The 24,574-nt window shown below is 64.0% G+C and carries 14 protein-coding genes; 1 reads left to right on the top strand and 13 read right to left on the bottom strand.

Annotated features, from left to right (window positions below):
- Positions 1-32: 32 nt before the first annotated feature.
- From OKW98_RS14100 to OKW98_RS14060, 9 genes are all read right to left on the bottom strand, one after another.
- Entirely contained in the window at positions 33-5,237 is a 5,205-nt protein-coding gene (locus OKW98_RS14100; protein ID WP_265385293.1) for a DUF4011 domain-containing protein, read from the bottom strand.
- Between the two features lie 179 nt (positions 5,238-5,416).
- Positions 5,417-6,610, bottom strand: coding sequence for an ABC transporter substrate-binding protein (locus tag OKW98_RS14095; RefSeq protein ID WP_265385292.1), 1,194 nt, complete (start codon positions 6,608-6,610; stop codon positions 5,417-5,419).
- Positions 6,607-7,611: a CobW family GTP-binding protein gene (locus tag OKW98_RS14090; RefSeq protein WP_265385291.1), complete on the bottom strand. Its 1,005-nt coding sequence runs from the start codon at positions 7,609-7,611 to the stop codon at positions 6,607-6,609. Before OKW98_RS14090 ends, OKW98_RS14095 begins: the two co-directional genes overlap by 4 nt.
- Positions 7,608-7,907: a hypothetical protein gene (locus OKW98_RS14085; protein ID WP_065989066.1), complete on the bottom strand. Its 300-nt coding sequence runs from the start codon at positions 7,905-7,907 to the stop codon at positions 7,608-7,610. Before OKW98_RS14085 ends, OKW98_RS14090 begins: the two co-directional genes overlap by 4 nt.
- Positions 7,908-7,941: 34 nt before the next feature.
- Positions 7,942-8,688 carry an SDR family NAD(P)-dependent oxidoreductase gene (locus OKW98_RS14080; protein ID WP_265385290.1) on the bottom strand — a complete coding sequence of 249 codons (747 nt, stop codon included), beginning with the start codon at positions 8,686-8,688 and terminating at the stop codon, positions 7,942-7,944.
- 60 nt (positions 8,689-8,748) lie between these two features.
- On the bottom strand, positions 8,749-9,510 hold the full coding sequence (locus OKW98_RS14075; RefSeq protein ID WP_265385289.1) for an SDR family NAD(P)-dependent oxidoreductase: 762 nt from the start codon (positions 9,508-9,510) through the stop codon (positions 8,749-8,751).
- Between the two features lie 24 nt (positions 9,511-9,534).
- Positions 9,535-10,875 (bottom strand): MFS transporter, encoded by a 1,341-nt coding sequence (locus tag OKW98_RS14070; protein WP_265385288.1) that lies wholly within the window; start codon positions 10,873-10,875, stop codon positions 9,535-9,537.
- Positions 10,876-10,902: 27 nt separating this feature from the next.
- Positions 10,903-11,784 (bottom strand): polysaccharide deacetylase family protein, encoded by an 882-nt coding sequence (locus OKW98_RS14065; RefSeq protein ID WP_265385287.1) that lies wholly within the window; start codon positions 11,782-11,784, stop codon positions 10,903-10,905.
- A gap of 26 nt (positions 11,785-11,810) precedes the next feature.
- A complete protein-coding gene (locus OKW98_RS14060; protein ID WP_265385286.1) occupies positions 11,811-13,196 on the bottom strand; it encodes an amidase in 1,386 nt (461 codons plus the stop codon).
- 332 nt (positions 13,197-13,528) lie between these two features.
- Here OKW98_RS14060 and OKW98_RS14055 point away from each other — a divergent pair, with 332 nt between their 5' ends.
- Positions 13,529-14,530, top strand: a complete 1,002-nt coding sequence (locus OKW98_RS14055; protein ID WP_265385285.1) for a GntR family transcriptional regulator — start codon at positions 13,529-13,531, stop codon at positions 14,528-14,530.
- Between the two features lie 895 nt (positions 14,531-15,425).
- On the opposite strand, the gene OKW98_RS14050 is transcribed toward OKW98_RS14055, so the two are convergent.
- From OKW98_RS14050 to OKW98_RS14035, 4 genes are read right to left on the bottom strand one after another with little or no spacing between them, the layout of a single operon-like run.
- Positions 15,426-16,844 (bottom strand): efflux transporter outer membrane subunit, encoded by a 1,419-nt coding sequence (locus tag OKW98_RS14050; protein WP_265385284.1) that lies wholly within the window; start codon positions 16,842-16,844, stop codon positions 15,426-15,428.
- Positions 16,845-16,861: 17 nt separating this feature from the next.
- Entirely contained in the window at positions 16,862-19,969 is a 3,108-nt protein-coding gene (locus OKW98_RS14045; RefSeq protein WP_265385283.1) for an efflux RND transporter permease subunit, read from the bottom strand.
- Positions 19,966-23,208: an efflux RND transporter permease subunit gene (locus OKW98_RS14040; RefSeq protein WP_265385282.1), complete on the bottom strand. Its 3,243-nt coding sequence runs from the start codon at positions 23,206-23,208 to the stop codon at positions 19,966-19,968. Before OKW98_RS14040 ends, OKW98_RS14045 begins: the two co-directional genes overlap by 4 nt.
- Complete coding sequence (locus OKW98_RS14035; protein WP_265385281.1) at positions 23,205-24,293, bottom strand: efflux RND transporter periplasmic adaptor subunit; 1,089 nt, start codon at positions 24,291-24,293, stop codon at positions 23,205-23,207. Before OKW98_RS14035 ends, OKW98_RS14040 begins: the two co-directional genes overlap by 4 nt.
- Positions 24,294-24,574 lie beyond the last annotated feature (281 nt).

The raw sequence follows: 24,574 nt of genomic DNA, 5'->3' as shown, positions 1-24,574 counted from the left end.
CGCCGCCCAAGTGACCAGCGGCGTGGTCAGCTTCAATCCAGTGCGGCGACGGCCTCATCGCCCAGGCTGGGAGCGACGTCCCGTCGAGACTCCGCCAGCAGATCGTTCAGCGCAGTGTGCAGCTTTTGCAACGCCCCTTCCTTATCCACCCACCAGTCGGTGGACCACAGCCGCAGCAGGTTCCAGCCCAGGCCGGTGAGAATCGCCCCGCGCACTTTGTCCCGGTCCCGCGCAGTCGCCGCGCTGTGATACGTGGCACCGTCGCACTCGACACCCGCCAGGTAATCGCCCGGGCGATCCGGGTGAACGATGCCCAGATCGATGCGGAAACGTGACACGCCGATCTGCGGGACCACCTGCCAGCCCAGACGCCTCAGCCCTTGGGCGACGGCCTCTTCGAACGGCGAGTCATAACCGCCCACCGATCCCTGTATCGCCTCGGCCAGCGCCTTCGGCCCACGCTGGGCGAACTCGATGAAGTGCTTCAGATCGCGCACGGCCCGCGCGTTGGTGCGGTTGAGGTCGATCATCGACGGCTCGAAGGAGGTGAACACGAGCATTTCTCGGCGGGACCGGGTGATGGCGACGTTAAGCCTGCGCCAGCCGCCATCCTTGTTGAGCGGCCCGAAGTTCATCGACATCACCGGCGCACCGGCTTCGGTAGGGCCATAGCCAATGCCGAGCATGATCAGGTCACGCTCGTCGCCCTGGACGGTTTCCAGGTTTTTGACCACCACCGGCTCGGTCTGGGTGTCCTGGAATAACGGCTCGATCTGCGGGTACTGCTTGCGGGCCGCGTCCAGCAGGTCGTTGATCAGTTTCTGCTGATCGGAGTTGAGGGTGATGATGCCGATGGAATACCCCGCCGCCACGAACGCAGGGTCGGTGAGGCGCTTGACGGTTTCATCGACGATGGCTTGGGCTTCGGCCTGGTTGTAACGGCCTTTTCCTTTCGCATACACGCCCTCGACCTTGCGCCACTCCACCGCACTGGCGCGGGTTTCCGCGGCCGGGAAGGTGATCAGGTTGCTGTCGTAGTAACGGTGATTGGAGAAGGCGATCAGGCTTTCGTGGCGACTGCGGTAGTGCCAGCTCAGACTGTGGCTCGGCACCCCTGCCCCCAGGCATTCGTCGAGGATGCTTTCCATGTCCTCGGCGGTGTCGTCGTCGCCGGCATTCGCGCCCCGGTTGAAGAAGTTGGTCGGCGGCATCTGCCGCGGGTCACCGGCGATAATCACCTGCTTGCCCCGGGCAATAGAACCGATGGCGTCCCACGGCGCGATTTGCGACGCCTCGTCGAAGATCACCAGATCGAACGGCGGCTGATCGGCGGGCAAAAACTGCGCAATCGACAACGGGCTCATGAGCATGCACGGGGCCAGGCAATTCAGCGCATCGCCCATCTCGATCGCCAGCTGCCGGACCGGTTTGTGCCGGCGCGACTTCTGCAGTTCATGCTTGAGAATCGCAAAGCCGCTGCTCTTGGGGATGTCGTTCTTCGAAGGAATCAAGCCGCAGAGTTTGGCGCGGATATAGCGCACCGTCAGTTTCGCCAGCTCGTCGTCCAGGCGCACGAATGCACCGATGTCGCTCATGTGCTCGGCCGCGACGAAATTGCGCAGCAACGGTTCGCCGTCGATGCCCTGGGTCGCGAACCAGTGGGCATAGGCCGTGACGAAGGTCTCCTCGCTGGCAGACGGCAACAGGCTGCCGGCTTCCAGTCCCCGGGCCAGATTGGCCAGGCCGGCCTCAGTCGCCTGTTCGCGCACCCGGCACCAATCGCACCACGCCTTGAGTTGCTCTTCCTGCTGCTGGATGGCGAGTGACGTCGCCCGAAGCGTCGCCACGCTGAGGGACGTTTCAGTGCTTGTGCAGGCCAACCCGGCGAACAATTCTATCGCCGCCTCAGCGCGGGACAACGCCTGCTGCAAGGTCAAGCAAGCGGAAGCGAGTTGCCCACTCGGCGCCAACATGTCGTTTGCGTCGATCACCAGACGCGCCACGGCACCGCGCAAGGCAACCAGGTGCTCGGGTGATTCGGCCAGCCCGATCAGCAGGCCGCGCAAACCCTCGGCCAGGGTCACGGCCTGCAGCGTGCGCATCGGGTCGCTCTTCAGGCCGTGCCAGCCAGGGATCGACTGCATGTCGCTGGCCAACGCATCCAGCTCCAGCAGTTGGGCGTGCAGGCGTTCAAAAATAGCGAGGTCGCCGACGGTGTCCGGCAGGCCTGCCGCGCCACCCAGGGAGGCGAGTTGCTTCGCCACCTTTTTCTGGGCGAGCGTCCCCAGGAACCAGAACTTGCCCTCGGCTTCGTGCCACTCACCGCGCATTTGCGCGACGGGAACACGACGGCACGCTTCATCGGCGTAATCCAGGGACAGGCTTTCTTCAAGCTCCCGATAGCTCTCGAGCAACTGGCAACTGCGCCGGGCCGCTTCGATGCGCGCGGCAGCATCGGGTGCAAAGGCAAACGACAGGTTCAGGCCATGGGATTCAAGAATGAGTGCCGCGAGATCATGCAGCTGCCGGACCTCTTTCACTTCCGCCACAGGCAGCGGCACGTGGGTCAGTGCCAGCAGCCGTTCGCTGGCGGCATTCAATTCATCAAGCGCCTGGGGCACCTCCCGTGCGGCGCTGGCGATCTGTGCCTGCCAGGCGTTCGACCATTGGGTCTGCGCCAGGGCGCCGAACTTCCCTGACAGGTCGCGGGCGGCGCTGCCATTCAGTCCCAGGCGACGGGCAAGATCCAGCAACTGGCCGTACTCGGCCCCATCGTGTTCGGTGCCCGTTGGCCAGGCCAGCCTTGGTGTCTGAGGACCGTGGTCGCGAACCACCCGGCCAATCGACTGGTGCAGGGTCAGGCCGTTATGCCAGCGTCGGTGCAGCACGTCGACCAGTTGATTGAGCCGTGAGCGCAGAGTCTGCAACCGCGCGGCTTCACGTTCCCATTCCTCGGCGCTCAACGCTTCACTCACGTCCCAGGCGCGGTCCAGCTGCTTGAGCACTTCAACCTTCGACGCTTTGCTGGAATGCAGCTCCAGACAGAACTCGCCAAGGCCCTTTTCAGCCAAACGACGAAACACCACGTCAAGGGCCGCGCGTTTCTCTGCCACGAACAGCACACGGCGACCGAGGGCCAGGTTGTGGGCAATCATGTTGGCAATGGTCTGGGATTTACCGGTGCCGGGCGGACCGTCCATGACAAAGCTGTGGGTGTTGGCCGAGGCCACGACCGCCGCCAATTGCGAGGAGTCGGCCGGCAATGGCGCAAACAGCTGAGCCGGCGTCACTGACGCATCCAGACGCTCGGGCCGGGGGAATTCGGCCGAACCGGAAAAACCCTCACCCGCTGCGTCGGGGTCCAGCAGATGCTTGACCAAGGGGCTTTGCAGCAACTGCGCTGCGTTGGCGTTCAGGTCTTTCCACATCAGGTATTTGGCAAACGAGAAGGTGCCCAGCACCAGCTCGGTGCTCACCTCGAAGCCGGGCACATCGCGCACGGCCCGGCGCACGCTGTTCCAGATGCCGGCAACATCAATGCCGCTCCCATCGCTGGGCAGCTCCCCGTCCAGCCCGGGAATCAGCAGCTCGAAATCGTGGCGCAACAGCTCAAGCAAGGTCAGGTTGAAACGCGGTTCTTCGTCGAGCAGGCTCAGCGTGACCCCGGACAAGGCGCTTTTACGCTCGAGTTTCACCGGCAACAGAATCAGCGGCGCGGAATAGGTTTTCGGATCGTCAGCGCTTTTCTTCCACTTCAGGAAGCCGATGGCCAGGAACAGCGTGTTGGCCCCGCCTTCCTCCAGATCGCTGCGGGCCTTGCGGAACAGGTCGATCAGCGTGGCTTCCAGCTTGACCTTCTCCAGACTGGCCAGGACTTCGCCGCGCGCCAGTGCCTGACGGGCGACTTCGTCGACCAGGCTTTCGTTGTTCTGCTGTTCATACAAGGCCTCATCGCGGCCGCTGCTTTTCAAATCAGGGACGGCCACCACGCGGATGCGCTGACCGCTGGAGAGCAGGTCCTCAAGGGCCGCCGGATCGGGGCACAGCAGACGCACACCTTTGGCGCTGTCCGGCAAATGCAGCAGACGATTGCGCGTGGTCAAATCGAGCAGCTTGCGTTGCCACAGGGTGAGTTTTCCCGCCGGGCCCGAGGCGTCTTCATTGATCTCGACATCGAACCCCGGCAGCGACGGTGCTTCCTCCAGCCCTTCAATCACGGGCGGTGCTTCGTCGGCGCCCTCGACCGGGACGGCTGACACCAGCGCCATCGGGCGAATCTTCTGCATCCGGGCGCGGTGCAGGTCGATAGCCATGATGAACTGCTCATCGTCGAGCTCGCGTTCGGCGGCGGCCACCGCCCGGGAAAAACTGGGCGCCGGCGCCTGGGTCGCGAGGGTCGTCTCGAAGACCAGCATTTCTTTCAAATCGAGACGTTTGCGCACGGCCGACGCTTCATCGGTCAGCAACTGGGAAAATTCCTGCGGCTGCAACCAGACGCCAGCGAACGCATGGCCCTTGGTCATGACCAGCAACGCATTCAACCCGGCCTGCTCCAGCGCGGCCGCGAACAGCAGCGCGGTATCGAGGCACGTCGCCACGCCGTTTTCCAGCACCACACTCGGCGGTCGGATTTTCTGCCCCTGCTGCTCGAAACTGGCGGGTGGCAACGCATAGCTCAATTGAAAGCTGCACACCCCCGACCAGATGGCGGAAGCCAGCTCCCAGGTGCGCGTGCGGGATTTGCTTTCGTAGCCGTCGATGCCGTCTTTCTTGCCGGCCCGGCGCAAGACCTGAGAGGCGGCTTTGAGCACCCGGTCCACCGCAGGGTCATTGGGCATGCAGAACGCGGCGAGCAGTTCCGGCATCGCGCTCAACCCGCCCCATTCGGTGCGGGCGAGCAGTTCGGTGGGGAAGCGCTGCTCGACGAGCACCGTCTCGCCCCGGGACACGCGCATGACCACGTCGGCGTTCAGGCTTTCCGTCAGGCCGGACAGGTAACCGGCGTTCAGCTTGATGTCGCGATCAGGGATGCTGAGGCGATCACCGGCATGGATACGGTCAATATTCCAGCTTCGGCTTTCAACGAACTCCGGGTCGGTGCTCAGCGTCAGCACCAGGTCTTCGAGGGTGGTTTCTTCCTGGTTCCAGAGGCTCAATTCACGCACGAGGGGAACGGCGTTCTGGTGGGAGGCGAAGCCGATCTTGCGGGCGATCAGCGCGTCAATCTTGATGTTCATTCACAGAATCCTGAAGCTACGAGCGCTGGCCCCATGAGGAGCGCGCCAAATGGCGCCTATAGTCCATGACTAATCGATGCTTGTGAATGTGTTTCTCGGTGAGTCGGACGGCTTGCGGCTGTGTGAGCGTGCCAGTGCGCCGGTTCGGGAAAGCCGACTTCACTGGCGGCGCGAGCGCTTCACTGCCTGCGTGAGCCTTTGCCCCCTGCCCGCGAGATGTCCCCCCAGCGGCGCACCAGGTAGTTGTGTTCATCCATGACCGCATTCCACACCGCGATGTGGCCCATGCGCTGCTCGTAGGAGCCGCCATCGCGCACTTCGCCAATGTCGATCAACGGCAGGCCGTCGCTGCCCATCAGTTGTTCGCGGGCGGGCAGCCCGGCGTACCAGTAATCCCACTCCGCCGCGCTCAGGTGTTCGCGGCTGCGGGCCGGGTTGCCGATGTAATAACCCTGGCGGGCCATCACCGCGCCGGGCCAGCCGGACAGCCACCAGTTGAGATACGCGTAGGCGGCGTCGAGTACCGCGCCCTTGGCATGGCGCGACAACGACAACCCGCCAAACCAGCCGCGATAACCCTCGCGCGGGACGGCGACGCGGTATTTCACGCCGGCGCGGTGCAAGCGCACCAGGGTCGGCGACCATAAGCTCTGGATGTCGATGGTCGGGTGCAACATCAGCTCCGCCGCTTCCTCATCGTCAGACCAGAACGCGCCGAACATGCCCTGCCCCTGCTTGCGCACGAGGATGTCCGCCAGCACGTCGATCTCTTCGATGCTCAGGTTGCCGATGTCGCCGAACTGCGCCAATCCTGCTCCTTGCACGGCCAGTGCGGCGTCCAGCGCGCCAATGGCCGCGTCACTTTGCAAGGCCACCCGCCCGCACCACGCCGGATCGACCAGCCAGCCCCAGCTTTCGTCCGCCGAACTGAAACCGGCGGGAAGGCGCTCGGGTCGATAGGCGAAACTGTCGGCGTTGTGGGTCAGCGGCAACATGCTGATCCGCTCACTCACCGCGCTGCCGAGGCTGCCGTCGTGCTGGACGAACAGGCGTTCGCTGGGCACGCTGCCGCTGCCGAGCCGGTCACTGGCCGACAGCCTGCCGCGTTTGGGCAGGTCGTTGATTTCATGCCACAGGGCGACACGGCGCGTGTCGATGGGCTGGATGGCCCGCGCGGGCCAGACGAAATCCACGTTGTGGAACCACTGGTCATAGAGGTCGTAACTGTCGGGCTGCATGACCGCGATGCGCTGGGCGGTCTGCACGTCATGCACCTGATACACCAGCTTGATGCCCAGGTCCTCTTCCGCCCGCACGCGCAGGGATTCAAGCAGGGTCACCGAAGTGCCCAGGACCCGCAGCGTCACCGTCATGCCAGCGCTTCCCGGGGCGCCGGCGCCAGGCGTTCGGTGAAGACCTCGAACGAGCGGCGCAGCAGCGCGGTGTCCAGCCCGCGCACAATAAACACCAGCCGCGAACGATGGTCGCCGCCGGGCCATGCAGGCAGATGCACCGGTGCGTGCAGGCAATGCTGCACGCCATGAATGACGACGGGGGCGTGGCTGTTGTTCACGTTAAGCAGTCCTTTGACGCGCAGGATTCGTTCGCCGTGGCATCTTAGCAGCATGGACAGCCAGACCCCGAAGGCGACCCAGTCCAGCGGGCGCTCAAAGGTCAGGCAGCAGACCTGCGCCTCGCCGTGACGGGCGGCTGTCGAGCGCACGCCCATCAGGTGCCAGCGCGCGACCTCCTGGGCGGGCTCATCACTGTGCAGCCCGTCACCGAGCAGCAGTTGATCGCCGCTGCGGATGGCATCCGTGGTCAGCACCGGCGCAGGGTTGATCGACTGCAAACGCCGCTGCAGCGTTCGCAACGTGTCCGCATCGGCGAGGTCGGTCTTGCTGATCAGCAGTCGGTCGGCAGCGGCGACCTGGGCCATCCACTCCGGGTGCAGACGCTCTTGAAGCGCGGCGTGGCTGGCATCGACCACGGTCAGCACCAGCCCGATATGCACCCGGCCGCGCAGGTGCGGGTCATTGTTGATGGTCGCCAGAATGGGCGCCGGATCGGCCAGGCCCGTGGTCTCCAGCAGGATCCGTCGGAACGCCGGCACTTCGCCCCGTGCGCGGCGCTGGAGCAAGTCGGTCAGGGCGTCGCGCAATTCGCCGCGAATCGAGCAACAGACACAGCCGCTGGGCAGCAGGACGGTGTCCGGGGCGACCTCTTCCACCAGCAGGTGATCGATGCCGACGTCGCCGAACTCATTGATCAGCAGCGCCGTGTCGCCGAGGGTTTCGCCCTGCAGCAGGCGCTTGAGCAAGGTGGTCTTGCCGCTGCCGAGAAACCCGGTGATGACGTTCAGCGCGATGCTCATGGGTGCTGCTCCAGATGGTCCAGCAATCGCTCATCGAGGGGGTCCAGCGGACGCCCGATCAATTGCTCGGCCCGTTGCCAGAGTTGGTCGAGGCCGCTGGCCAGTTCCTGCTTGCCGGTGGCGCCGAGCAGCAGGTAGGACACGCCCTGAAAGTCCTCGACCTTCAGCCGAAACGGCGCCACCACCTTGTTGATCGCGGCAATCCGGCGCAGGCGCTCGCGGCGACGGGGTAATTCGTCGCCCAGCGGATCGCTCCAGTGCACGTCTTCGCCCAGCAGGCCGCAGAGTCCACACATGCTTATTCGCTCCTGTGTTGTTCGATCCGGTGCATCAGGGCATCACATCGCCGGAATTCGGCCCCAGGGTCTGGCCGACGAACAGGTTGCCGCCCGGCTCGCTGGCCAGCAGCACGGCGACGGGCGCCACTTCTTCCGCCCGACCAAAGCGGCCCAGGGGCAGCTCGGCTGCCTTGGCGGTTTTCCAGGCGCTGCTGATCCCGGCCACCAGCGGCGTTTCGATCGGGCCCGGCGCGATGGCGTTGACCAGCACGTTGTCCTTGGCCACTTCCAGGGCAAGGGATTTCGTGAAGCCGATCACCCCGGCCTTGGCCGCCGCGTAATGGGTTAGCTCGGCGCCGCCCTTGATGCCTAACTGGGAAGCGACGTTGATGATGCGTCCCCAGCGCTGTGCCAGCATGTGCGGCAAGGCGCGCTGACTGGCGATGAACACGCTGGTCAGGTCGACGCGCAGCATGTCGTTCCACATGTCCAGGGTCAGGTCGACACAGCGGGCCTGGGTGAGCATGCCGGCGTTGTTGACCAGAATATCGATGCCGCCAAAACGCTCCACGCAGGCATCGACACTGGCCTGCGCACCCTCGACGGTGCCAACATCGGCCACGCTTTCGACCACCTCGGCGCCCAACTCGCGGCAGTGTTGGGCGGTCTGCCCCAGGGTAATCGCATCGCGATCCGCCAGAACCAGCCGCGCGCCCTGCTCGGCATACGCCCGCGCAATGGCGGCGCCGATGCCGCTGCCTGCGCCGGTGATCACCGCCCGTTTGTTGACCAGTTGCATGGTGTTTCCTCTTTCAGTCTGCGGCTTGTGGCGCAATCAATAGCGGATCAGCGCTGCGCCCTACTCCGGCCAACGCACGGTCAGGCCGCCATCGATGACGATGCTTTGTCCGGTAAGATAACTGGACTCGTCGCTGCACAGGAATCGCACCAGCGAGGCGACTTCATCGGCCCGGCCGACACGGCCCAGCGGGATGGCGCTGGCCGCTTTGGCGAGGCCCTCCGGCCCCAATGAGTTTTTGCTGTCCAGCGATTGCGGTGTCTCGATCAAACCCGGAATCACGGCGTTGCAGCGAATGCCGCGCGCTGCCAGTTCCACCGCCAGTGAGCGACACAACCCTGGCACACCGGCCTTGGCCGCGGCGTAATGGGAGTGGTCCTGCCAGCCATAGACGCCCCCGGCAATCGACGAAATGGCCACCATGGATCCGCCCTCGCCCATGTGCCGGGCCGCCGCGCGAAAAGTGCGCATCACACCGGTGAGGTCGACATCGAGCATCTCGTTCCAGCGCTCGTCGGTCATCTCCAGCAACGGTGCGCGGCGCAGCAGGCCGGCATTGGCGACGGCGTAATCAATGCGGCCAAAGCGGCTGATCGCCTGCTCGGCCAGTGCGTCCACCGAGGCCGTCTGGGTGACGTCCAGCTCAGCCATCAGACATTCGCCGCCGGCGTCTGCCACCCACCGCGCCGTGATCTCGGGGTCATGGGGGTCGGCCGGGTAATAGCCGCCCACCACCGCGACGCCCTTCTTCGCGAACGCCACCGCCAGGGCCTGGCCGATACCGCTGGCGGCCCCGGTAATCAACGCTACTCTGCGAGTCATGTTCAGCTCCTTATTGGACGGTTGCTATTGGACGGTTTCGGGCCGCACGTGGCGGGCGGCGAACATCAGTACACCGGACAGAAAGCACGGCACGGCACCGAAATACAGCGCCGACGTCTGCCAGTCGCCACCGGCGCTCAACACCGAGGTCGCGCCAAAGCCTGCGACCACAGCGCCAATCGGGCCCATCGCGTGGATAATGGCGCCGCCGGTGGCGCGGATGCTGGTCGGGAAGCTTTCGCTGATGAAAAACAGGGCGGCGGAATACGGACCGATCAGGAAGAACAGCCCGAGGCTGTACAGGCCAACCACCGTCGGCATGTTGCTGGGGCCGAAGAGCATGCCGGTGAACGACAGGCCGCCGAGCATCCAGCCCAGGCCGATCACGTTGCGCCGGCCGATCTTGTCGCCCATCCAGCCGTGGGTCAGATAACCGCAATAGCCCACCAGGTTCGACAGCACCAGGATAATCAGCGAGTTCTCGAAGGAGATGTGGTGCACGCTGACAATCACCGAGGTGCCCAGCACGCTGAACACCTGAATCGCCGCCCAGTTGAGCAGGATCGCCGCGCCGATCACCAGCGTCGCGCGCCGTGAGGTGCCACGGAATGCAGCGCCCATGCCAGCGGTGCGGTGCTCTTCGTAATTCACCCCGTAGGTCATTGCCACTTGTTTGGCCTGTTCAGCGTCGCCAGCCTTGCGCAACTGGGTAATGCGCTGGTGAATCTGGAACTGCGGGCTTTCCTTGAGCTTGCGCGCCATGAACGCGATGACCAGCGCCGGGATCGCTGCAAAGACGAAGCAACCCTGCCAGCCGATGACCGGCAACAGCACGGCGGTCAGACCTGCCGCAATCAACGCGCCGACCGGCCAGCCACCCTGCACAAGGCTGTAGATGAAGCCACGGCGCTTGGCCAGGCGCGGATCATCGGAGGCGGCGTAGATCTCGCTGAGGTACGTCGCGTTGACCGTTTCTTCGGCGTAACCCAGCCCGCTCAGGGAGCGGATCAGGATCAGCGGCGACTTGCCCCATGACCCGCCCAGCGCCGTGAGCGCCGAGCAGATCGCGGAACCGGTGACCGTGAAAATGATGCCCATGCGTCGGCCGAGACGGTCCACCAACGGCCCGATGGCCAGGGCGATGACCGCCGTGCCGACCGCCGCCCAGGTGGCGATTTCCGCCTGTTCCGCTTCGCCCCACTGAAAGTGCCGGCCGATTTCCGGCAGCAAGGTGCCGAACAGGATGAAGTCGTACACCGCAAAGACCCACGCGAAGAAGGCGATCCAGGTGGCGTAGCGGACTTCTTCGGAAGTCAGTTGCTGGGGTTTCCAGCCAGTCAGATCAAGTTTGTTATAGATGGACATGGGTCACGCCTCGGAATGAAGGGGCAATCAGCTGTGGCGAGGATTACGGCGGACGAAGTCATCGGCGATTTCATCGAACGTGACGAACTTGACGCCGGCGTGGCTCTGGATGTGCTCGATCAGACGCTCCAGCATCAGCAGCACTTGCGGGCGACCGGAAACGTCGGGGTGGATGGTCATGGTGAACACGGCGTGCTCGTGCTCGCGGTAGACCCAGTCGAACTGATCGCGCCACATCTCTTCCAGGTGGCGCGGGTTGACGAAGCCGTGGCTGTTGGGGGCCTTTTTGATGAACATCATCGGCGGCAGGTCATCGAGGTACCAGTTGGCCGGGATCTCAACCAGGTCGGTTTCCTGACCCCGCACCAGCGGTTTCATCCAGGTGTCGGGGTGCTGGGTGTAATCGATCTTGGTCCAGCTGTCCCCCACGCGCACGTAGTACGGATGGAAGTCGTTGTGCATCAGGCTGTGGTCGTACTTGATGCCCTTCTTGAGCAGCAGTTCGTTGGTGACCTTGCTGAACTCCCACCAGGGCGCGACGTAGCCGGTCGGACGCTTGCCGGTCATTTGCGTGATCAGCTCGATGGATCTGTCGAGGACGATTTCTTCCTGCTCGGGCGTCATGGCGATCGGGTTTTCGTGGCTGTAGCCGTGCACGCCGATCTCGTGACCGGCGTCGAACACGGCCTTCATCTGCTCGGGAAACGTCTCCATCGAGTGACCGGGCACGAACCAGGTGGTGCGCAGGCCGTAGCGCTCGAACAGCTTGAGCAGGCGCGGCGCACCGATTTCGCCTGCGAACAGGCCACGGGAAATGTCATCCGGCGAGTCCTCGCCACCGTAGGAACCCAACCAGCCTGCCACGGCGTCTACGTCGACACCAAAGGCGCACAAGATTTCTTTAGCCATCATCGTTCTCCAGCGGAGTTAGCGGATCATTGGTTTTGGGAGGTGCGCAACGCGGCTTCGACGGCCAGCGCAGCGCGCAGTAAACGGGAGTCTTCGCCGCTCGGCGCGCTGATCAGCAGGCCGGTGGGCAAGCCAGGGCCGTCGCAGCCGCTGGGCAGTGACACGCCCGGCATGTCCAGCAAACTGCCCGGCATGGTCAGGCGCAACGTGGCCAGGTTGGTGCGGGTGAACAGGTCATCGTCGCTCAGCAGCGGGGCGAGCGGCGGCGCCACATGGGCCACGCTGGGGGTGAGCAGAAAGGCGCCATCGAGTTCGTCGCTCATCTGTTGCTGAAGACGCTCGCGGGCGCTGTAGAGGTTGATCAAATGGCTGGCCGGGAACGCTCGCGCCGCTTCAAGACGGCGCCGTACGCGAGGGTCGAGTTGCGCGGCGGCGTCGCTGTCGAGCAAGGCCTGATGCAGGGCAAACGCTTCTGCCGCGCCGAGCCAGCCTTGCTGCTGGATTAGATCAAGCGTGGCCTGAAAGGCCGGCGAAGGACGCACCTCGATCAGGGCACCGTGGGCCTCAATCGCGCTCACACAGCGCAGCAGGTTGTCGCGCACGGAAGCCTCGACGCGGTCGTCCTCAAGGACCGCCTGATCGAGCCGGAACCGCTGGCCTGCCAACGGGCGCGGCACCAGAGCGGTCGGCTTCGAGCGGCCTCGCAGGATGTCGTCAATGGCCACGGCATCGCGCACGCTGCGTGTCAGAGGGCCGAGACTGTCGAGGGTATGCGCGAGGGGGAAGACACCGTCGCGGCTGTAGCGCCGGCAACTGCTGCGAAAACCCACCAGGCCGTTGAAGGCGGCCGGGATGCGGATCGAGCCGGCCGTGTCGGTGCCCATGGCGACGGGGACGATACCCGCTGCCACCGCCACCGCCGAACCTGACGAAGACCCGCCCGGAATGCGCGGCTGGTCATGCCCACGCGGGTTATGCGGCGTGCCGAAATGGGGGTTCAGGCCCAGGCCCGAGTAGGCGAATTCACTGAGGTTGGTTTTGCCGACACTGACCATGCCAGCCCGTGACAGCAGGCCGACGATCTGCGCATCCAGCAGCGCCGGCGCGAAATCACGGCGCACCGCAGCGCCCGCGGTGGTCGGGCTGCCGGCCACGTCAAACAGGTCTTTCCAAGCAATGGGCACACCGTCCAGCGGGCTGGCCGGTTGTCCGGCCTTCCAGCGCGCCGCCGAGGCTTGCGCTTCGCGGCGCGCCCGATGGGTGGAGAAAGAGATGAACACGTCATCGACTGCGGCGACCTTCTCCAACGCCGCGTCCAGAGCCTGTACCGGGTCGTTCGTTCCGTTGGCAAACGCTTCGGCCATTGCCAGGGCATCGACAACGGGCGGATCCGGGAAGCGTGCATCAGACATTTCATCTACCCTTTAATGTACATATTATGAGAATGTACGTTTAGTAAAGGCAGAAAGCGTGCCAGAGTCTGGGTACGCTGATTCGCGGAGCGATGGGTGCGCGGGCCTTCGGGCCATGACGCCCGAGCTAGATACCTCGCAGGATTTTAAAGCATGACCGGGTGCGCAGGATTGGAAGCGTTATCACATGAATGTCACAGAGGATGGATATTTATGCAAAGGTACGTTTTAGTGCAAAAAAGTAACAACGGCTCCAATACCGTGCGTTTTGACGTGGCCCGCAGTGACGCTCTGTCTTGTGCGAGAATCGCCGCCCGCCTTCCGAGAAGTGTATGAAATCGATGTCCGCCGAGGATTCCCGCACCGCGTCCCGCTACGCCACGATCCGACTGGTCCTGCGCGATGCCATCGTCAACGGTGACGTCGTTCAAGGATTGGTGCTGCTCGAAGCACCGCTGGCAGAGCTGTTCGGCACCAGCCGCGTGCCGGTGCGCCGGGCGCTGGACCTGCTGCATGACGAGGGTCTGATCAGTCGATTCAACGGCCGCGGTTATCTGGTCAACCCCGACGGCGCCGAGGTGGAGCCAGTGCGACTTGCCTTGACCCATCATCAGTTGGGCCTTGATGGCAGCGAAGAACTGGTCGACACGCGCCCGCTGGGGGAACGGATTTTTGATGAAATCGGCGCGGCGTTATCGACCTGCATCGCGTTCGGTCATTATCGCCTCGACGAGCAGATCGCTGCCGAACACTACGGCGTCAGCCGGGCCGTGGTGCGCGAGGCGCTGATGCGCTTGCGTGATCGCGGGCTGGTGGAAAAGGAACCCTACTCCCAGTGGCTGGCCGGCCCGCTCACCGCTCGGGAAGTGACCGAAGATTACGAGCTGCGGGCGTGCCTGGAGCCTGAAGCGTTGCGCCAGACCGCGCCGGGCTTGAGCCGGGACGACCTGGTCGCCATGCTCGCGCGGGTCGACGCCGCGCAGAACGCTGAACAGTGCAGCCTGGCCGACATCGAACGGCTGGAAGAAGACCTGCATCACCACTGCCTGGCGGGCATCACCAACCGCAAGATCGCGACGTTGATCCGCCAGGGGCAGAGCCCCATGATCATTAGCCGGATTTTCTACAGCCAGTTGGGTATCGGCCCCGACGACGCGATGCTGGCCGAACACCGGTTGATCCTCGAATTACTGCTGCACGGCGCATTCGACGCCGCAGCGTTAAACCTCAAGGAGCACCTCAACCGCGCGCGTCAACGGATGCTGCAACGGCTGAAAGTGTTGTCGGTGCTGCCTGAACAGCCCGTCCCCAAATATCTGACTCGACTCAGCTGAAGCTCGTGCGTACGCCCGAGATTCCGTGTGCTGCGCAGATCCAGTGTAGGAGCGCGCTTGCCCGCGAAGGCGTCGGTACAGACGTTAAAAATGCGTCGGATGTACCACCCGTTCGCGGGCAAGCGCGCTCCTACAGGTTATGTGTTCGCCGCAGATACCCGTGTGTAGTCACGCGTCTACGGGCTATTCGTTCACCAACAAGACGGTATCCATCGGTCATTCACACACCGCGAATTATCGGCCGAATGGAGATCCCTTGTAGGAGCGCGCTTGCCCGCGAGGCGTCGGTACAGACCATAAAAATGCGTCGGATGTACCACCCGTTCGCGGGCAAGCGCGCTCCTACAGGTTATGTGTTCGCCGTAGATATCCGTGTGTAGTCATGCGTCTACCGGCTATTCGTTCACTAACAAGACGGTATCCATCGGTCATTCACACACCACGGATTTTCGGCCGAATGGAGATCCCTTGTAGGAGCGCGCTTGCCCGCGAAGGCGTCGGTACAGACGATAAAAATGCGTCGGATGTACCGCCCATTCGGGGGCAAGCGCGCTGCTGCAACAGCTTTTCGTCGGCCAACACTTCAGGGTAAGACGCAAAATCTGTAGGAGCGTGGCTTGTCCCGCGATCGGCTGCGAAGCAGTCGTTAAACCTGGCGACCCCAATGCTGCTGACCCTCCGCATTCATCGGATCACCGCCGCTGCGCGCCAGATCGAGGGACAAGCCACGGTCCTACAGTGGCTCTGCGTTGGCCTGGATTTCAGCGGCTGGCGCAAAACCGGTGTGCGGCGATCCGTGAGACTGGGTGTGAACCGCAGAATTGATGGCGTCCACACCGGCCTCTTCCCGGCTAAGGCGGGTCCCACTTAGATCAAAAGCAGGGTCCTCCTGAAGTCACTCCGTTACCCACGACCCACCCAGCGCGGCCTGTAGCTGAACACTGGTAATCAGCTGCGTGGCCACCAGGTTGAGCAGGGTCTGGCGTTCGTTGAGGCTGGTGGCCTGGGTGGTGGCGACGTCGAGGTAGTCGATGACGCCCGCCTCGTACTGATCACGACTCACCGCTGCAGAGTCTTCCGCCGACTGCGCGGAGTTGCGCCGTGCTTCCAGCTCCGGCTCCAGGGTGCGCAGTTCGACCAGGTAATCCTCGACTTCGCCCAGACCGGTCAGCACGGTCTGGCGATAGGTCGCGACGGTGGCGTCGTAGGCATGCCGGGCCTGTTCGACGCTGGCGCGGGTGGCGCCAAAATCGAGGATCGTGCCGGTCAGGCTCGGGCCGATTGACCAGAAGCGGTTGGGCAGCGAGAACAGGTTGCTCAGGGTTGAGCTCTGGTAGCCGCCACTGGCGCTCAACGTCAGGTCCGGGTAATACGCTGCCGTTGCAACACCGACCGCGGCGTTGGCAGCGGCCATTTGCCGTTCGGCGGCGGCGATGTCCGGGCGACGTTCCAGCAAGCGACTGGGCACACCCAACGGCACGCCCGGCACGTGGTACTGCCAGGCCGGGTCTGCGGCCAGAGCAAAGTCCGCCGGCGGTTTGCCCATCAGCAACGCGATGGCGTGTTCGTACTGGGCACGCTGCCATTGCAAGTCGAGCATCGAGGCCTGGGCGCTCTGCAATTGGGTTTTGCCCGTCGCCAGATCGGCCCGCGACGAGATCTGCTCGTCATACTTGTTCTGGATGATTTGCAGGTAGCGCTCGTAGCCGGCAATGGTCTCGCGGTACAGCGTGATACGTCGGTCCAGCAGGCGCAGCTGGAAGTAATTCTGCGCCAGCGACGATTGCGCGCTCAGGGTGGCGTTGGCCAGGTCGGCAGCGCTGGCCTGTGCGCTGGCACGGTCCTGTTCATTGGTGCGGCGCAGTTTGCCCCAAATATCCGCCTCCCAACTCAGGTCCAGGGTGGCCGAATGCACCTTGCTCACACCCCCTGCCCCGCTGGACGACGAGCCGGTGGCGGACTCACTGCGGCTGCTCGCCCCGGTGCCTGTCAACGTCGGGAATTCTTCGGCGCGGGACTGACGCACCAGGGCCAGAGCCTGCTGGTATTGCGCGGCATAAACCGCGACGTTCTGGTTATTGAGCTGCACCTGAGACACCAGCGCGTTCAGTTGCGGATCTTGATAAAGCGCCCACCACGGCCCCTTGGGCAACTCATCCTGCGGGCTCGCCGCTTTCCAGCCTTGGGCTTCCTTGAAGGTGGCGGTGATCGGCGCATTGGGTTTCTGGTAGTCGGGACCGACCATGCAGCCCGTTAACAACGTGCTGGTCAGCAGCAGAGCGATGCACAGACGGGAAGGCAGCAAAGCGTTCATTCATTCAACCTTGTCAGTCAGCCGGGCACGTGAGTGCGGCGGATACGCGTGTGCCAGAAATGCCGCGAAGCACGGCTCAGGCGATCGAGATAGAGGTACACCACCGGGGTGGTAAACAGGGTCAGCAACTGGCTCAGCACCAGACCGCCGGCGATCGCGACACCCAGCGGTTTGCGCAGGTCGGCATCGCCGCCGCTGCCGAGGGCAAGCGGTAAAGCGCCGAAAAAGGCGGCCAGCGTGGTCATCATGATGGGCCGGAAGCGCATGCGGCAGGCTTCGATGATGGCCTGTTCCGGCGTCATCTTGCGGTCGCGCTCGGCCATCAGGGCGAAGTCGATCATCATGATGGCGTTCTTTTTGACGATGCCGATCAGCAACAGAATGCCGATCAGGGCGATCACCGTCAGTTGCATGTTCACCGCCTTGAGCAGCAGCAAGGCGCCAACCCCCGCCGACGGCAAGGTCGACAGAATCGTCAGCGGGTGGATGTAACTCTCGTAGAGCACACCTAGCACGATGTACACCGCCAGCAACGCCGCCCCGATCAACCACGGCATGCTGGCCGCGAGCGCGGCGAAAGCCTGGGCTGTGCCGGCGAATCCGTACTGGATGTCACGGGGCAAGCCGACCTTGTCGACGGCCGCATTAATGGCGGCCGTGGCCTGCTCCAGGGAGACGCCATCCTGCAGATTGAACGCGATGGTGCTGGTCGCCGACTGGCCCTGATGCGCCACGGCCAGCGGCGCATTGTCCGGGCTGAAGGTGGCAAACGCGGTCAGCGGCACTTGCTGGTTATCGGCATTGATCACATACATGCGGTCGAGCATCGTCGCGTCCTGGGTGTACACCGGGTCCAGCCCCATGATGACGTGGTACTGGTTCAGGGTTTTGTACAGCGTCGCCACCTGCCGCTGGCTGTAGGCGTTGTTCAGCAGGTTGTCGATGTCGCTGACGCTGACCCCCAGACGACTGGCGGCGGCGCGGTCGATGTGCAGTTTCATCTCCTGGCCGCCGGTCTGGGAATCGGAGTCGATGCCGGTCAGTTGCGGCAATGCACGCAGTGCCGCCTCGACCTTCGGTTCCCACACCCGCAGCAGGTCCAGATCGTCGGCCTGCAGGCTGAACTGATAGGTGGCGTTGGCGCTGCGCCCGCCGACACGGATGTCCTCGGCGGGCATCAGGAACACCTGAATCCCCGCCACCTTGTTATTTGCCCGGGTCAACCGGTTCGCCACCGCCGCCGCGCTGCTGGTGCGCTGTTTGTAGTCCTTGAGCCGAATGAAGAAGTCGCCGGTGTTGCGCGACCCTGCCCGCCCGCTGCCGGTGGATGACATCACCGCCTCAACGTCCGGGTCAGCCGCCAGGTCATGGGCGATCTGCATCAGGTGCGGCTTGAGCGCCTGGAATGAAATGTTCTGATCGGCGCGCACGGCACCCATCAGCACACCTGTGTCCTGGGCCGGGAAAAACCCTTTTGGCACCGTGGCGTAGAGATACACGTTGAGCCCCACGGTCAGCAGCAGGCTGAACATGGTCAACAGCCGATGGCGCATGACCCAGGCCAAGGCCGTGAGATAAGCGCCCTGCATCCGCGCAATCCCGGCTTCAATCCAGCGATAAAGCCGCGGCTCGCGGGCATCATGGGCGGGCTGGCGCAGCAGCAGGACACACAGCACCGGGGTCAGGCTCAGCGACACCAGCATCGACAGGCCCAGAGCGATGCTCAAGGTCACCGCGAACTCCCGGAACAGCCGCCCGACAATGCTGCCCATCAGCAGGATCGGGATGAACACGGCGATCAGCGACAGGGTCATGGACAGCACCGTAAAGCCGACTTCGCGGGTGCCCATCAGCGCCGCACGCAGCGGACGCATGCCCTGTTCCTGATAGCGCGCGATGTTTTCCAGCACCACGATCGCGTCATCCACCACAAAACCGGTGCAGATGATCAGCGCCATCAGCGACAGGTTATCGAGGCTATAACCGAGCAGGTACATGATCGAGCAGGTGCCAATCAGCGACACTGGCAGCACCACCGCCGGAATCAGCGTCGCGCGCAGGTTGCGCAAAAACACGAAGACCACGGCGATCACCAGCAAGGTGGCGATCAGCAGGGTTTCTTCGGTGTCATGCAAGGACGAACGCACCGTCGGGCCACGGTCGATGACGCTGATCAGTTGCACGTCACCCGGGATCTCGCGCTGCAACTCGGGCATCAGCGCTTTGATGCTGTCGATGGTCTTGAGCATGTTGGCGCCGGCCTGACGGGTCACGCCCAGCGTCACCGAGGGCTGGCCGTTGTAATAGCCGCCGACAAAGGTGTCCTCCACCGAGTCGTAGACATTGGCCACATCGCGCAGACGCACAGCGGCGCCGTTCTGGTAGGTGATGACCAGGTCCTGGTAATCGGCGGCCTTGTCGATCTGGTCATTGCCGTCAATCACCCAGCTCTGCCCCTCACCCTGCAAAATGCCTTTGGGCTTGGCCTTGGTGGCGTCGTTGATCGTCTGCCGCACGGCCTCCAGGGAAATACCGGCATGGTTGAGCAGGTTGGGCTGCACGTCGATGCGCACGGCCGGCAAGGCGCCGCCGCGCACCGACACCTCGCCCACGCCGTTCACCTGGGCGATCTTCTGCTGCAACTTGCTGTAGGCCAGGTCGTAGAGTTCGCCGGGGCTGCGCGTCGATGAGGTCAGCGCCAGCATCAGCACCGGCGCCTCGGACGGGTTGGCTTTGCGGTACGTGGGCAGCGAGGGCATGGAACTGGGCAGCAGACTGCGCGCGGCATTGATGCCGGCCTGCACATCCCGGGCGGCGCCGTTGATGTCGCGGTCGAGCTCGAATTGCAGGATCAGGGTGGTGGAGCCCTGGCTGCTGGTGGACGTCATCTCGGTGATGCCGGCGATCTGCCCGAGACTGCGCTCCAGCGGCGTGGCCACCGTGGCGGCCATGGTCTCCGGGCTGGCACCGGGCAGCGAGGCACTGACCATGATCGTCGGGAAATCCACCTGGGGCAGCGGCGCCACCGGCAGCAGCATGTAACCGAGAATCCCCGCCAGGGTGATGCTCAGGCTCAGCAACAGCGTCGCCACCGGACGGCGGATAAAAATGCGCGACAGATTCATGGCCGCGCACTGCCCTGATCGCCGTCCCCGGTACTTCCACGAGCGCTGCCCCGCGTGCTCCCCCGCGTGAAGCGCGCCCTGGCCCGCTCGGACAGGCGATCAAACATCAGGTAGATCACCGGCGTGGTGAACAGCGTCAGCACCTGGCTGAGCAACAGCCCGCCGACAATCACCAGCCCCAGCGGCCGACGCAGCTCAGCCCCGGCCCCCGTGGCGAGCATCAGCGGCAGCGCCCCGAACAGCGCCGCCAGCGTGGTCATCAGGATCGGTCGCAAGCGCAGCAGCGCCGCCCGGTGAATGGCGTCCCGCGCGTTGAGGCGCTGGTGCTGACGACCCTCAAGGGCGAAGTCGATCATCATGATCGCGTTCTTCTTCACGATGCCGATCAACAGCACCACGCCGATCAGCGCGATCAGGCTGAATTCGGTCCCGGTCAGCAGCAACGCCAGCAAGGCACCGATCGCCGCCGAGGGCAACGTCGAGAGAATCGTGACCGGGTGGATGAAGCTCTCGTAAAGCATGCCCAGCACGATGTACATGGTGACCAGCGCTGCCAGGATCAGCCACAGCGTGTTGCCCGTGGCGGTCTGGAACGCCTCGGCAGCGCCCTGATAACGCAGCGTGATGCTGCTCGGCGCGTTCAGCTCGGTCATCACCTCGCTGATCGCCTGTTGCGCCTGCTCCAGGGAATAACCGTCTGCCAGGTTGAACGACACCGTTACCGCCGGAAACTGATCCAGACGGCTGAGGGACAGCGAACCGGTGCGTTGGCCGACCTTGGCGATGTCGGTCAGGCGGACCATTTGCGCCGCCGTGCCTGTGGTGGTGGTCGAACTCGACGACGTGCTCTGGATGGTGGTGCTCGACGACGTGCCCGATGTCGTGCTGGCCGTCGTCGAGGTAGAACCGGTCGCCGCCGCCAGATAGATGTTGTCGAACGCCGCCAGGGATTGCTGGAACTGGCCCGGCACCTGCAGCACCACGCGGTACTGGTTGGACTGGGTGAAAATGGTTGAAATCAGGCGCTGGCCGAAGGCGTTGTACAACGCGGTATCAACGTCGGAGGCGCTGATGCCGTAGCGCATGGCCGCTGCCCGATTGAGCTCGACGTACGCCACTAGGCCCTGGTCCTGCAGGTTGTCGACGACGTCGCGCATTTCCGGGCGGTGCTGCAATTTCTCGATCAGCCGCGGCGTCAGCGTCGACAGGTTGGCGCTTTCCGAGTCGTCGAGGGTGAACTGGTACTGGCTCGGGGTTAGCTGGTCATCGACGGTGAGGTCCTGGGACGAGACCAGATGCAGCTGAATCCCGGACACCCCACTGGCGGATTTCTCCAGCCGGGTGATGACCTGGGTCGCGGTGTCGGCACGCTCGTCGAAGGGCTTGAGGCCGATCTGCAGACGGCCGTTGTTCAACGAGTCATTGCTGCCGTCGACGCCGATGGTGGACGACACCGACTCCACCGCCGGGTCCTGTCGCACGACTTCAACCATCGCCTGCTGACGACGGGCCATTTCGCTGAAGGACACGTCCTGTGAGGCGCGGGTGAAGCCTTGAATCAGCCCCGTGTCCTGGGTCGGGAAGAAGCCTTTCGGCACCACCAGATAGAGCAGGCCGGTGAGCGCCACGGTGCCGACGGCCACCAGCAGCGTCAGGCGCTGGTGGTCAAGCACCCACACCAGACCGCGGTCGTAGCCGTTCAACACTTTTTGGTACTGGCGATCGCCCCAGGCCGCAAAGCGGCCTTTTTCGCCTTCAGGCACGTGCCGCAACAGGTGTGCGCAAAGCATCGGCGTGAGGGTCAGTGACACCACCATCGACACCAGAATCGCCACGGCCAGGGTGATGGCGAACTCGCGAAACAGCCGCCCTACCACGTCACCCATGAACAGCAGCGGGATCAGCACGGCAATCAACGAGAAGGTCAGGGAAATGATCGTGAAGCCGATTTCCTGGGAGCCTTTCAGCGCCGCCGCCATGGGCTCCTCGCCCTCCTCCAGGTGACGGGAAATGTTCTCGACCACCACAATGGCGTCGTCGATGACGAAGCCGGTGGCGATGGTCAGCGCCATCAACGTCAGGTTATTCACGCTGAAGCCGGCCAGGTACATGACGCCGAACGTGCCGATCAGCGACAGCGGCACCGCGAGGCTCGGGATCAGGGTGGCGGTGAAGTTGCCGAGGAACGCAAAGGTCACCAGCACCACCAGCCCGATGGACAGCAGCAGCTCGATCTGCACGTCCTTGATCGAGGCGCGGATGGTCTGGGTCCGGTCGCTGATGACCGTCAGTTTGACGGAGTCGGGCAAGGCCGTTTGCAGCGTCGCCAGCTTCTGCTTGATGCTGTCGACCACGTCAATGACGTTGGCACCCGGCTGGCGCTGGACCGCGATGACAATCGCCGGCTGCCCGTTCGCCGTCGCACCCAGGTACTGATCCTGAGGCGCTTCGGAGGTGGTCGCGACATCTTTGAGACGCAGCGCGGCGCCGTTCTCGTAGGCCAGCACCAGCTCGCCGTACTCCACCGCATCGCGCAGTTGGTCATTGGCGTCGATGGTGATGGAGTGCGACGGGCCGTCAAAGCCGCCCTTGGAACCGTTGACGTTGGCGGCGTTGACCTTGTCGTAGACGTCTTCCAGGGTCAGGCCGTGGGCCGCCAGGCTGGTGGGGTTGACTTCGATCTTCACGGCGGGCTGCTGACCGCCCGCCAGGCTGACCATGCCGACGCCGGAAATCTGCGAGAGCTTGAGCGCGACACGGGTGTTGACCAGATCCTGCACACGGGTCAGCGGCAGGCTGTCGGACGTCGCCGCGAGGGTCAGCACGGCGGTGTCGGCCGGGTTGACCTTTTTATAGGTCGGCGGATTCGGCAGGTCGGTGGGCAGCAGGCTGTCGGCGGCATTGATCGCCGCCTGCACTTCCTGCTCGGCGACGTCCAGCGACAAATCCAGGGAGAACTTCAGGGTAATCACCGACGCCCCTGCCGAACTGGTCGAATACATCTGCGCCAGCCCCGACATCTGCCCCAGTTGGCGCTCCAGCGGCGCAGTAACCGCCGACGCGAGCACACTGGAGCTCGCGCCGGGGTACAGCGTGGTGACCTGGATGGTCGGGTAGTCCACTTCCGGCAGCGCCGAGGTCGACAGCAGGCGGTAAGCGAAAATACCGGCCAGCATCACCGCGAGCATCAGCAGCACTGTTGCCACCGGGCGCTGGATAAACAGTCTTGAGGGATTCATGGGGCAGCGTTGCCGGCAGCCGGCTTGGTGGCATTTGTCGTGGCGACGTCCGCGCCGGCCGGTTTTTCCGCCTCGATGTTCACCTTGCTGCCGTCACGCAAATGATCAATGCCACGGGTGACGACCTGATCGCCTTTGTCCACGCCCTGGCTGATGACCGTCTGTTCTCCGAGGGCCGGGCCGACCTTGACGCTGCGGCGGGCGACCTTGCCGTCCTTGACCACGTACAGAAACTCGCCATCGCTGCTCAATTGCACGGCGGCCGACGGCACCACCACAGCGTTGTGCAGGGTGTCGGTGGTCAGCTTCACGTTGACGAACTGGTTGGGGTAAAGCTTCTCGGCGGGGTTATCGAACAGCGCCTTCAGTTTGATGCTGCCGGTGCTGGTGTCGATTTCGTTGCTGATGAATTTTAGCGCACCCGTGGCCAGCGGCGTGTTGCCCAACTGATCGAGGGCCTGCACGCTCAGGGTCTCGCCTTTACGGACCTTGGGCAGCAGGGTCGCCAATTGCGCCTGGGGCAGGCTGAAGGTCACCGCGATCGGGTTGGTCTGGGTCACGGTGACGATGCCGGTGGTGCTGCTGGATGCCACGATGTTGCCCGGGTCCACCAGACGCAAGCCGACGTAGCCATCAATCGGCGAAACGATTTTGGCGTACACCAGATTGAGTTTCGCCGCATCGATCTGGCCCTGATCCGCCTTCACCGCCCCGGCGTACTGGCCGACGGTGGCCATCTGCGTGTCCAGGTCTTGCTTGGCGAGGGAGTCCTTGGCGAACAGCCGTTTGTAGCGTTCGGCGGTCAGTTGCGCGCTTTTGAGCAGCGCCTGGTTCTGCGCCATGTCGCCCAGGTACTGGTCCAGCGTGGCCTGGTAGGCACGGGGGTCGATCTGCGCGAGTACCTGCCCTTTCTTGACGTACTGCCCTTCGGTGAAATACACGGCCATCAGCTCACCGTCTACCCGGCTGGTCACGGTGACCGAGTAGTTGGGCACGACCGTGCCCAGCGCCTGCTGAATCACCGGAACGTCGGCTGTACTGGCCGTGCCGACCGCGACGCTCACGGCGGCGTTGGGGTCCGCCATGCCCGGACCCGCGTGGCGACCGCCGGGTCCGGCGGAAACGGCGGCGCCAGCATCGGTCGCTGGCGTCTGGCTCGAGGCATGCCGGTAGTAGACATAAACAGCCCCAACGGCTGCGGCTATGAGGAGCGCAAGGACAAGGCGCTTTCGTGAGCGGGCTGCCGAAATCTGGGTCATGGGTTACTTCTTTGTGGCCAAGGGACAAAAGTAAAGCCGTCAGCCGGCGTCACCGGGCGGATCGGTACACCACGGCGAGCAAACCGCTGCGCCAGGCAACGTCGAGG

Origin of the sequence: Pseudomonas sp. KU26590 (assembly GCF_026153515.1) — a bacterium.
Taxonomy (GTDB): domain Bacteria; phylum Pseudomonadota; class Gammaproteobacteria; order Pseudomonadales; family Pseudomonadaceae; genus Aquipseudomonas.
The sequence above is the reverse complement of the archived record's forward strand: the minus strand, read 5'-3'. Positions and strand labels throughout refer to the sequence as shown.